The organism is Anabaena sp. WA102 (assembly GCF_001277295.1).
GTDB classification, from domain to species: Bacteria; Cyanobacteriota; Cyanobacteriia; order Cyanobacteriales; family Nostocaceae; genus Dolichospermum; species Dolichospermum heterosporum.
Map to the genome: position 1 here is coordinate 3,220,063 of NZ_CP011456.1, position 12,278 is coordinate 3,232,340.

9 protein-coding genes are annotated in these 12,278 nt (G+C 42.0%); 6 read left to right on the forward strand and 3 right to left on the reverse strand.

What is annotated here, in order from left to right; all coding sequences use genetic code 11:
- From AA650_RS13930 to AA650_RS13950, 4 genes are all read left to right on the forward strand, one after another.
- Entirely contained in the window at window positions 1-315 is a 315-nt protein-coding gene (locus AA650_RS13930; RefSeq protein WP_234413182.1) for a transposase, read from the forward strand.
- 535 nt (window positions 316-850) lie between these two features.
- Window positions 851-2,395 carry a group II intron reverse transcriptase/maturase gene (locus AA650_RS13935; protein WP_053537706.1) on the forward strand — a complete coding sequence of 515 codons (1,545 nt, stop codon included), beginning with the start codon at window positions 851-853 and terminating at the stop codon, window positions 2,393-2,395.
- A 112-nt stretch (window positions 2,396-2,507) separates the two neighbouring features.
- Window positions 2,508-2,792 (forward strand): RNA-guided endonuclease InsQ/TnpB family protein, encoded by a 285-nt coding sequence (locus tag AA650_RS26540; protein ID WP_233455509.1) that lies wholly within the window; start codon window positions 2,508-2,510, stop codon window positions 2,790-2,792.
- A gap of 785 nt (window positions 2,793-3,577) precedes the next feature.
- The gene (locus AA650_RS13950; protein ID WP_053539470.1) at window positions 3,578-6,322 is read left to right on the forward strand and encodes a tetratricopeptide repeat protein; all 2,745 of its coding nucleotides are present in this window, start codon (window positions 3,578-3,580) and stop codon (window positions 6,320-6,322) included.
- Between the two features lie 417 nt (window positions 6,323-6,739).
- Here AA650_RS13950 and AA650_RS13955 read toward each other — a convergent pair whose 3' ends face one another.
- Together AA650_RS13955 and psb28 are read right to left on the reverse strand one after the other, a co-directional pair.
- Window positions 6,740-7,249 carry a MogA/MoaB family molybdenum cofactor biosynthesis protein gene (locus tag AA650_RS13955; RefSeq protein ID WP_039200216.1) on the reverse strand — a complete coding sequence of 170 codons (510 nt, stop codon included), beginning with the start codon at window positions 7,247-7,249 and terminating at the stop codon, window positions 6,740-6,742.
- 84 nt (window positions 7,250-7,333) lie between these two features.
- Window positions 7,334-7,669 (reverse strand): photosystem II reaction center protein Psb28, encoded by a 336-nt coding sequence (gene psb28 / locus AA650_RS13960; protein WP_053539471.1) that lies wholly within the window; start codon window positions 7,667-7,669, stop codon window positions 7,334-7,336.
- Window positions 7,670-7,748: 79 nt separating this feature from the next.
- On the opposite strand from psb28, the gene AA650_RS13965 reads away from it, so the two are divergent.
- Both AA650_RS13965 and AA650_RS13970 read left to right on the forward strand, forming a co-directional pair.
- Window positions 7,749-9,524: an alkaline phosphatase gene (locus AA650_RS13965; protein WP_053539472.1), complete on the forward strand. Its 1,776-nt coding sequence runs from the start codon at window positions 7,749-7,751 to the stop codon at window positions 9,522-9,524.
- 244 nt (window positions 9,525-9,768) lie between these two features.
- Window positions 9,769-10,563: an LmeA family phospholipid-binding protein gene (locus tag AA650_RS13970; protein WP_053539473.1), complete on the forward strand. Its 795-nt coding sequence runs from the start codon at window positions 9,769-9,771 to the stop codon at window positions 10,561-10,563.
- A 276-nt stretch (window positions 10,564-10,839) separates the two neighbouring features.
- Here the strand turns inward: AA650_RS13970 and AA650_RS13975 are convergent, their stop codons facing one another.
- Window positions 10,840-12,231, reverse strand: a complete 1,392-nt coding sequence (locus tag AA650_RS13975) for a UDP-glucose dehydrogenase family protein (RefSeq protein WP_053539474.1) — start codon at window positions 12,229-12,231, stop codon at window positions 10,840-10,842.
- Window positions 12,232-12,278 lie beyond the last annotated feature (47 nt).

The window sequence follows — 12,278 nt, forward strand, 5'->3', positions numbered from 1 at the left end:
GTGAAAGTCTCAAGCACGGTTTTGAAGACCAACGGGGTTGGCGACAACCTCGTTGAGTTTACTGAGTTAGCCGTTTGCAGTAATGGTGAAGTATTCGAGAATCCTAAAGCCTACCGCCGCATGAGTAAACGCATGAAACGCTTACAGCGTAGCGTTAGCCGAAAGGTGAAGGGGTCTAATAATCGCAAGAAAGCTGTAAGAAAATTGGCTAAATTACACGCCAAAGTTTCTAATATTCGCAAGGATTCCATACACAAATTAACCTACTATCTAGCTAAAAACCACAGCGTGATAAAGAGTGCGATTCGTTGTTAGTTGAATCACGGTAATCAGTCCGTACATAAACTAACCAACCTAACCCAATTAAGGAGAAAGGTTGAACTCTCGGTCTGATATGGGTGCAAGTCCCATCTACCAGACTCAGGTATGACTCCCTACCTGCCCACACTGACTAGACTCGGTTTCTAGAGGGTGAAGCTGGGAACAGGACGCAATCAGACATCCGTTGTGGGGTGACACTTGGCGTTAATGGGGAGTTCCCACGGTGAAACAGAGCCTAGAAAAGCAACCTACACGCAAGCAGGACACAACTCAAAAACCTGACTTCACTGGAGCGAAATCCCGCCGCATCTTTTTTAAATAGCGGTCAGAGTCCAGGGAATCCAGTGGTTGAAATGGCTACACCTGACGGAACTATTAATCAACCGAGGGAACGAATAAAAACGGATTGAAGGTCTAGGGGCGGTCGAACCCCATAAGTAGGCTGGACGAGCAGCGGAATCCCTTCAATTCGGGTAGGACAGACCGTAATTGGTCTGAGGTGTTCAGAATACACAAATTGGAGCAGAGCATGATTGGACACAGAGAAAACTCTAGTGAATCTTGGAAGACGTTACCCTGGAAGCAATTCCGCCGTAACTTATTCCGCCTACAAAAACGAGTGTATAAAGCGGTTCAAGTTGGAGACAAGCGGAAAGCGCAGTCACTACAGAAGCTGATTCTGAAATCAACCGCAGCAAGATTACTGGCTATTCGTCAAGTATCACAGCTAAACGCTGGGAAAAAGACCGCAGGAATTGATGGCAAAAAGTCCCTTACCTTTAAGGAACGCTTCGAGCTTAATGAACTGCTAAAAGCATCTGTTAGCAACTGGAAACACCAGGAATTAAGAGAAATACCAATCCCCAAAAAGGACGGTACTATGAGGATGCTGAAAATCCCCACTATTGCAGACAGAGCTTACCAATGCCTTGTCAAATACGCATTAGAACCAGCACACGAAGCAACCTTTCACGCCAGGAGCTACGGGTTTAGGACGGGTCGTTCAGCGCATGACGCACAGAAATACCTGTACAACAACCTATGCTCTACACGAAAAGGAATAGATAAACGAGTTATAGAACTCGATATCGAAAAATGCTTCGACAGGATAAACCACACCGCCATCATGGATAGACTCATCGCTCCTTATAGCATAAGACAGGGAATATTCCGCTGTCTCAAAGCCGGAGTTAATCCTCAATTCCCAGAACAGGGAACACCTCAAGGCGGGGTAGTAAGTCCACTATTAGCTAACATCGCCTTAAACGGCATCGAAAGTATCCACAGATATAAAGATGCCGGAAACAACGTAATAGAACCATCAGTCCGATATGCGGATGACATGGTGATAATACTTAGACCTCAAGACGATGCTACCGTTATACTTGACAAAATCAGTCAGTTCCTAGCAGAGCGGGGAATGAAAGTCAGTGAGAAAAAGACCAAGCTAACCGCCGCGACAGGTGGGTTTGATTTCCTCGGCTGGCACTTTAAAGTCCAGAAAAACGGGAAGTTTAAATGCGTTCCATCAGTGGATAACTTCAAAGCTTTTCGCAAGAAAGTAAAACACATCGTCAACAACTCGAATTATGGTGCTATCACTAAGGCTGAGAAATTAGCCCCTGTAGTTAGAGGTTGGAGGAACTACCACCGCTTTTGTAAGATGAAAGGGTCACGCAACTCGTTATTCCACATTCAACACAGAGCTTACAGGGTATTCAACAAGGAAACCAAACAGAATCGCTACACTAGCAAGGAATTACTAGATAAAGCGTTTCCATCAGTTCCTTACTCCGAAAACAAATACATCAACGTTAAAGGTGAGAAATCACCCTATGACGGAGATTTGAGTTATTGGAGCGAGCGTAACAGCAAGCTCTATGACAACCATACCTCTAAAGCCCTCAAACGGCAAAGCCATAAATGTGGTCATTGTGGTTTAAAAATGCTCAGTGATGAGAAGGTACATTTACATCATATAGATGGAAACCATAAGAATGGTAAACCTAAAAACCTTCTAGCAATTCATGAAAGCTGCCACGATTATATTCATATCAGCAAAAGCGAAAGCTAAGAACATCGGAAGCTGGGTGCAGTGAAAGTTGCACGCCCAGATTTAACAGAGAGGGGCAGGGAATAATATCCCTCCTCGACTCTACCTAGAGGATTTGCACGTTAAGGCATTTTTGAAGAACCACAAATTAGCGGGTGCTATCGCCGATTGTGGGATGTATGAGTTCAAACGACAGTTAGAGTATAAAACCGAGAAGTTCGGGAGTGAATTAATCCTTGTGGATAGGTTCTTCCCCAGTTCTCAAATATGCTCTAACTGTGGGAATCATCGTCATAAAATGCCATTAAAAAACCGCGTTTATGTTTGTCCTGATTGTGGCTATAAAGCCGATAGGGACTTAAATGCAGCGCGGAACATTGACCGATGGTTTGCGGATATTTTTATCCCTGTAGCGTAGCGGTTCCTTTTAGGAACTACGGTCAGAAACGGTAAGTTCTACCGAGATTGTCTGTCGAGTGGAAAAACCTCTTAGAAGCCATTCTAAGACCGTGATGAAGCAGGAAGTAAACACTAAGGTTATCGCTGTCCAGATGTGTCTAGACTTTGGTAATTTTGGGTAAGTTTTATAGAACGGTTCTGTGCGGGACGTAAATTACCCCAATTCCCAATACTCAAATTGTCATTTACACCCTTGAATTTGGAGTTTAAGTAAGAGGTTATTTGAAAACTTTTTCCTGTGGGATCTGATCCCCCTAAATCCCCCTTTGTAAGGGGGACTTTGAGGAATTTAGCCCCCCTTATAAAGGCTACGGTGTACACACATCTCTAGACAGGATGCTAAACGTGATCCGATCCCCCTAAATCCCCCTTAAAAAGGGGGACTTTGAAGAATTTAGCCCCCCTTGTAAAGGCTACGGTGTACACACATCTCTAGACAGGATGCTAAACGTGATCCGATCCCCCTAAATCCCCCTTAAAAAGGGGGACTTTGAAGAATTTAGCCCCCCTTGTAAAGGCTACGGTGTACACACATCTCTAGACAGGATGCTAAACGTGATCCGATCCCCCTAAATCCCCCTTAAAAAGTGGGACTTTGAAGAATTTAGCCCCCCTTTTTAAGGGGGGTTGGGGGGATCTAAACGTTGTGGGGCAACTATAGAAGACTTGTGTGTACACCGTAGCTTGTAAAGGGGGGATTAAGGGGGGTAAATTACCACTAATAAAAACACTATTTAACTAATCATGAAACGTCAAATCGCCATTATCTCCTGCTTACTGCTGCTACCTTATCCAGTGTCAGCTATAGAAACCCAAACCAAGACAACAAAACTACTTACACAGACCTCGCAAAGGTGCAAATTACAACCAGCAGACCCAGAAAACGGTATTTATTCAGACCCACAATTACAAACCATTGCTAAACAAATTACAGTTAGAGTCAGAGACAAAGAAAGAGGCGCTTCCGGGACAATTTTCGCTAGAAAAGATAATTCTTATTTAGTAGTTACTAATTCCCACGTTGTCAGAAGAATTAATAATATCAATATTATCACAGCCGATGGTCAAAAATATACAGGTAAAATTTTACCTGATACTAATTTTGATAAATTCGATTTAGCTATAGTAGAATTTACATCTAATCAAAAATATTGTTTACCATCAGAAATTGCTGAGAGAATCGCCTCTTTTGATATTAACTTAGAAACACCAGTTATGTCCGCAGGCTATGCTGTATCTGAGGATAAATTAGTATTAACAACAGGAAAAATACAACAAATCATTTCTCAACCCAGTTTAAAAGATGGTTATGAAATTGGCTATACTAGCGATATTCAACCGGGAATGAGTGGTGGTGCAATTATTAGTAATACAGGAAATTTAATAGGAATTAATGGCATTAGTTCCTATCCTTGGTCCAATTCTGCTTATACTTATACCAACGGAAAACGCCCGACAAATACAGAAATTCAAGAATTTAGAAAACTGAGTTGGGGAATACCTATTAAAACCGTTTTAGGTCAGGTAAAACCAGAAGTTCTCACCGCTTATAATTTACCTATACCAGATATTAAACAGACAATAGCAGAAGTACCATTAACAGGTTGGTTAGGAGAATTAGAAGCAAAAGCTAAACAAATTACCGTCAAAATTGATAGCAGTAGCGGTGCTAATGGTTCAGGAATTATTATTGCTAAAGAAGGAGATATTTACACCGTTTTAACTGCTGCTCATGTAGTTTGTAAACCACCAGATAAAGTAGGACTATGTGAGCCAAATACCTATAAAATCGTCACAGTAGATGGTAAACAATATCCCGTAGAACCCAGCACCATTAAATTAGAAGAGGGGGTAGATTTAGCAGTAGTTAAATTCACCAGTCGGGAAAATTATCAAGTTGCGACTTTAGCAAATTATCCCATACAAGATGATGAATATATGTTCACGGCGGGTTATCCCAGGTTAGGAGAAAAATCACCTTGGCGATTCACATTGGGACAGATTTATAGTAAGGAGAGAGGATTATTACAAACTACCCAATCAGATTTTAACAATAACAGTTCGGGTACAGCTAAAGCAGCAGTTTCTTTAACAGGAGGATATGAATTAGTTTATAGTAGTATCACCTTTGGCGGTATGAGTGGAGGACCTGTTTTAGATTCCCAAGGGCGGGTAATAGGTATTCATGGCAGAACTGAGGGAGAGGCTGCTATTGATAATAATAGTAGTAGTGGCGGAAATATCCAATTAGGTAATAGTTTGGGTATTCCGGTGAGTACATTTTTGGCATTAGCTACCCGACTGAATACTCAAGCACAAAAGATAGAAACCACCCCAACACCAGAACTAAATCAACAAGAAGTTAAGTCTATTCAAACAGCGATTTTATCAGTAGATGTTTCCCAAGGCAATACTACCGCCAGTCAATGGTTAGAAAGGGGAAATCAACTGTGGCGGTTAGGTCGTTATCCAGAAGCAATACAGGCTTTTGACGCAGCAATTAAGCAAAAACCAAAGTTTATTCACCTAGCTTATTATGGTAAGGGTTTGGCATTATTTGAGAGTGGAGAATATCCCGAAGCTATAACTGCATTACAGCAAGCGGTGAAATCTCAACCTGATTTTGTTCCTGCTTGGAATTATTTAAGTGTAGTTTATCGAAAATCAAACCAACTGGATAAAGCCTTAGCAGCCATAGATAAAGCCATTCAACTCCAGCCCAATAATCCTAATTTGTATAATGAGAAGTGGGGAGTTTTAAGTAATTTAAAAAGATATAGAGAAGCAGCAGCAGCGATAAATAAAGCCATTGAATTCAGTCCCCGTGCAGGATTTTACTACAACCGGGGAATTGTCCGTGATGATTTAGGAGATAAGCCAGGAGCAATAGATGATTACACCCAAGCTATCAAGTTTAATCCTAACTATGCCGATGCCTACTACAACCGGGGAATTGTCCGTGATGATTTAGGAGATAAGCCAGGAGCAATAGATGATTACACCCAAGCTATCAAGATTAATCCTAACTTAGCCCTAGCCTACTACAACCGGGGAATTGTCCGTTATGAATTAGGAGATAAGCCAGGAGCAATAGCAGATTTCAACCTAGCTATCAAGATTAATCCTAACTATGCCCTAGCCTACAACAACCGGGGAGTTGTCCGTAATGATTTAGGAGATAAGCCAGGAGCAATAGATGATTACAACCAAGCTATCAAGATTAATCCTAACTTAGCCCAAGCCTACTACAACCGGGGAATTGTCCGTGATGAATTAGGAGATAAGCCAGGAGCAATAGATGATTACAACCAAGCTATCAAGATTAATCCTAACTATGCCAACGCATACACCAACCGGGGAGTTGTTTATTATGAACTTGGTGACAAACAAAAAGCCAGAGAAGACCTGCAACGAGCAGCGCAATTGTTCAAGGCTCAAGGGAATACTGCCTTTTCTGAAAAAATAATGGGTTTATTAAAAGGGTTGTAGGGAGTTTCTTTGGTGATGTTAATCCCTCGTTCCCTGGCTCTGCCGGGGAATGCCCACAGGAGGCTCTGCCTCCATTATATTCACTGTATTTGAGGCAGAGCCTCAAACTCCCATTCCCAGCCGGAGTCTGGGAACGAGTTCAGGATTAACAGGATGTGATTGTTAGATTTTCCCTCGTTCCCTGGCTCTACTGGGGAATGCTCACGGGAGGCTTTGGATGATAACAATAATATTTTGTCAGAATCAGGATGTCCAGGATTTAAGGATTAACAGGATGTGATTTTTTGATTGTCTATGAACCATTGAGATTTGAGGATGAAAAATCATCTTCACATTATAAAATGAATTAGATCCCCGACTTCTTAAAGAAGTCGGGGATCTGTCACCTCACGACTAAGATCAATTTATCAATTATGTTTAATTCTGCAAATTTAATTGTTTTACCAAATGCACCAATTCCGGTAAAATCAACTTTTCCATCCCCAGTCGTACAGCATTACTAGAACCAGGAAGAGAAAAAATGATTTTGCTTTGATAAACGCCGGCGACAGCACGAGAAGCCATAGCGCGAGAACCAATTTCTTGATAACTTAAAAACCGAAATAATTCCCCAAATCCGGGTAAAGTCTTTTCTAATAGCTTTTCTAAAGCATCATAAGTAGTATCCCTGGGAGCAATTCCCGTTCCTCCATTAAAAATCACAGCATTGATACGAGTATCTTCGCCCAAGGCTGTCATTTGGGATTGAATTTCTTTAGGCTCATCTTTGATAATCTGATACAATGACACAGTGTGATCATCAGCTAAAAGTAGTTCTTTAATTAATTGACCACTTTTATCTGTATCTGGGGAACGGGTATCGCTAACGGTAATCACTGCACAAGTTACAGAAACTTGCTGTGTATTTGGGTGTGGTTGAAATTCCATAGATATTTTACGTTTTAGCCAATAACCAATGACCAATGACCACTGAGCAATGCTGGGCGCAGGCCCTGCGCCCCTACTGACTAATTAAGATTTGCTTAATCCGAGTCCATTTTGTTCAGCATAACGATTCATGAAACGCATAAACCGATCCCATTCTTCATTAGACTTCATCACATAAATCGCTTCTAAGGATTCCGGTTTACCGTTGACAAATTTACCCTGAACCCCAGGAATCACGATTTCCCCTTCTTCGTCAATCAAATACAACCCGGTAACTTCATCTGTACCATCTTGTGACAAGATGTCAGGATTGGTGAACACAAACGTGGCTGTACCACTTTCCCCTTGTTTTGCTCTTGTCAACCGGACATCTGGAACTACTCTTTCTTCAATACCTTTAGCAAACTGAATTTTCGCCATGATGAGTCAATTTAAAGTTTTGTGATCATTTTGTAATATTCTCTCATCATAGAGCAATTTCCTAGCAGGCATTTTACCAATGGTAATTAAATCTAGTACACAATTCCGATTTAAACGCCGTTTATTTACTACAGCGTTGATCATTGTAGTTGGTATATTCATCACTCTGACTAACCATTCTAGCCCCGCTACACCTGTCACTAAAACCAAAAACGTCATTCTGATGATTGGGGACGGTATGGGCTGGGAAATGGCTCGCGCTGGGGCTATGGCTAAAGGATATAATTACACTTCTGGTAAGGGGGAAGGACTGAGTTTTCAAACTCTGGATAATTACGCCCTTGCTACCACCTATGGTACTACCATTGCTCCTGGTAATGGGGTTTTCAGCACGGGTAACTCTGCGTTATCAAACTCTAATCCGATTACAGGTGCTAGTCCGATTCTACCAGGGTTTAAATTCCAACCTCAATTTAATCCCGGAAATACACCGTCTGGAGGAGGTAAAAATCCTCAATCTAATGCGGTAGGTAATTTAGTGGGTTATGATCCTCAGCGTGGGGGAATAAATCCTTGGACACCTGGGAATGATCCTGAATATATCAAGCATAGTTATCCTGATTCTGCTAATACAGCGACTACTCTGTACACAGGAGTCAAAAGCTATAACAATGCTATTTCTGTGGATATATTTGAAAAACCTTTAGAAACCATTCTCAAAACTGCGGCTGATCATGGTAAATCTACGGGGATTGTGACTTCTGTTCCTATTGATCATGCTACACCGGGAGCAGCAGCAGCAAACGTGAATCGTCGCAATAAATATGATGGTGATTATCCAACTTTAGATAATATTCTTCAGCAGGAACTTCGCATATATCAACCAACTGTAATTTTAGGTGGTGGTCATCCTCTCACAGGTGCGAGTAGTCAACCTCTGCCTACGGGCGTAGAACCGCCAACTAAGTTTGAATATATCACTAAAACGACCTATGCAGAATTGAGTAAAAACCCCAATCAAAACCGCTATAACTACACATTTTTAGAACGGGGAAAAGATGCGGCTGATAAGTTAGGGACTACTGCGGCTAAATTAGATCCAAATATGGGCGATCGCTTGTTAGGATTATATGGAGCTAGGGGACAAGAGGGAAATCTCCCTGTAAGTACCGCTAATGGTGATTACAGTAATACCGGTTTGAGTATCTTTTCCCTGTTTGGTTCTCAAGGAAAAAACCCCGATACAGTTCGGCCTCTACTTGCTGGAGAAACCGACAAATCTTTTATTGCGAAAGAAATTAATGAAAATCCCACACTTGATGATTTAACCAAAGCAGCTTTAGCAGTTTTATCTAAAGACAAAGATGGATTTTGGTTAATGGTAGAAGGTGGTGATATTGATTGGGCTGCCCATGATGATAACTTAGATAATATGATTGGGACAGTCTTGGATTTTGATAAGGCTGTAAAAACAACAATTGACTGGATTAAAAATAACGGTGGTTGGGAAAATAATCTACTAATTGTCACCGCCGATCATGATCATTATCTCACTTTAAATCCCAACTTTTCCGAACTGCTGAAAGAAAAAGGTGCAGAAGCTTTAACCGCTGAATCTGATTCTATCAAAGCTGGTCATTTTTGGGGTTCTAATCCTAATATCAAATATGGTTGGGGAAATCATGCTAACCTTCCAGTTCCTGTTTATTATCAAGGTAAGGGTTCAGCAGTTTTAACTAATTCTGTCGGTAAGGGGTTTCAACTTTATGGCTATGATATTCCTGGTATTAAAGATTTAGTAGACGAAATCCACATTTATCAAACTCAGCGGAAGGCAATAGGGAACAGGGAGTAGGGGGAGTGGGGGAGGTAGGGGGAGTGGGGGGGAGTAGGGGAGGTAGGGGGAGTAGGGGAGGTAGGGGGAGTAGGGGGGGAGAAAGAATTTTCCCAATGACCAATGACCAATGACCAATGACCAATCACCATCAACCATCAGTTATCCTGTTCTAACCCATCAGCAGATTAAATCAAGGGATCGCTTGCATAATTGTTCACAATTTGTTACAAAAATATAAAGAACTTCTAGAGACTAAAACCTAATGTTCGGCGGACTTACTGGTTTAACAGATACCAAAAGCACCGATTGGGGAGAGCGAATGCTCAACACAGTCGCCAGTCAAACGATTCGCCACCTGTTTACCCAGAGCGAGTCGGTAGAAGTCTTTGTGCGCTGCTATCCCTCCAGCAAACTGTTGCAAGGCAGCATTGACAGCTTTAAAATGAACGGCTGCGGCTTAGTAATTCGTAAAGACTTCGCAGTAGAGGAAATGTCTTTTGAAACCGATGCAGTCGCCATTGACTTCGGCTCGGTTTTAAGTGGTAAACTTACCCTCAAACAACCTACCCAGGCTGTAGCTCAGGTGATTCTATCAGAAGAAGGTATTAATCGGGCTTTTGAGTCAGAATTGGTGAAAAAGCGCCTGCTTAACCTTTCCGAACCCACTTTGATTGCCATATCTGGTGGCGAACCAATTTCTTTTACCGAAGTTGAGGTCAAGCTATTACCTGAAAATCGCTTGCATTTAGTAGCTAAAGCTGATTTAAACAACGGCGAACTCATACCACTAGCTATGACTGTCGGTATTGGGATTGAAAGAAGAAGGCGGGTTTCTTTCAAAGAACCAAAGATTGAACTTGAGGGAGTTCCAGAAGCACAAAGAGAAATTTCCCAGACTTTAAGTGTGGCATTGGTAGAAATTTTGGATAATATGGTTGATTTAGATCGCTTTGATTTAGATGGGGTAAAAATGCGACTAAATCGTTTAGAAACAGAAGGTCAAAGATTGATTTTTAGTGGTTATGCAGAAATAGAAAGAATTCCTCACAGTTCCTGAAATTGAGAAAAAATTGCCAAAAAACTAACGCCGCCTAGTTGACCCTGGGCGGCAATTTAATTTCTATAGCAGAAGTCAGGATGTAGGGGCGCAGGGCCTGCGCCCAGTCAGGAGTTCAGAAGAATGAAGAATGAAGAATGAAATTTCTCCCCCACTCCCCCACTCCCCCCACTCCCCCCACTCCCCCTACTTCCCCTACCTCCCCTACCTCCCCCACCCCCCCTACCTCCCCTACCTCCCCTACCTCCCCTACCTCCCCCACTCCCCCCACCTCCCCTACCTCCCCACACCCACATACTGGAATCCAGCCCTGACCATTGCTTGACGGTCAAGAAAATTACGACCATCAATCATGACCGCGTGGTTCATCAATTTTGCCATTTTCCCATAGTCCAAAGTGCTGAACTGTTGCCATTCAGTGACAAGTACCAAAGCATCACAGCCATCTGCTAATCTTTCCGCGTCGGTTTCTACTAACACACCAGAAAGACCATGACGCATCCCTGTTTGGGAAATAATGGGGTCGTAAGCCTTGACTTTCGCTCCCAATCGGTTAAGTTGTTCAATCAACATGAGTGCCGGTGCGTCCCGTAAATCGTCTGTATCTGGTTTGAAGGTTAAACCGAGTAGTCCCACAGTTTTACCTTTGAGGATTTTTAAAGCTTGTTGGAGTTTTTCTAGGGCGATGAGGCGTTGACGTTCGTTAACACTGACAGCAGCTTTCATAAGTTGGGCTTCATAGCCATAATCATCAGCGGTGTGAATGAGGGCGGAAACATCTTTGGGGAAACATGAACCACCCCAACCAATACCAGCTTGTAAGAACTTGCTACCAATGCGGGAATCTAAACCGATGCCTTTTGCTACTTGGGTAACATCCGCACCGACGCGATCGCATATATTAGCAACTTCATTAATAAAACTAATCTTGGTGGCTAAAAAGGCATTAGCGGCATATTTAATCATTTCTGCGGAACTGAGGTCTGTTACTAACACTGGAACGGAAGGTAAAGACTGATTAGCCGCAAATTTGCGTTCTATGATTGGTGCATATAATTCTTTCATCATGCCTGTGGCTTGTTGACTATTACCACCTAACACAATCCGGTCAGGATTAAAGGTATCATAAACTGCTGAACCTTCCCGCAGAAACTCTGGATTACTGACTACATCAAACTGGTGAGCAATCTCCGATAATTTCTCCTCACTAGTTGTATCACCAGATGCCAATAATGTTTTCTGACGTTCTGCAATCCCATCCACAACAATCATTCTTACCCAGTCGCCAGAACCAATAGGAACAGTAGATTTGTTCACAATGACCTTATAACCACCATTGAGATTTTCACCAATACCACGAGCTACCGCTTCTACGTAGCGAGTATCACTTTCACCATTGGGCAAAGGAGGAGTTCCCACAGCAATAAACAGGATTTCTCCATGATGAACACCAGCAGCGAGATCACTAGAAAATTCAATATTGCCACTATTAATAGCAGATTGCATAATTTCCGAAAGTCCTGGCTCAAAAATCGGTGACTGCCCAGACTTCATTAATTTTACTTTTTCTTCGTTATTATCTATGCAAATTACATTATGGCCAATATGAGCCAAACAAGCACCTGTTACTAAACCAACATAACCAGTACCAATTACGCAAACACGCATTTTTAAAACCCCTGTTTTTTATAGTTGTCAGTTGTGAATCAATGATT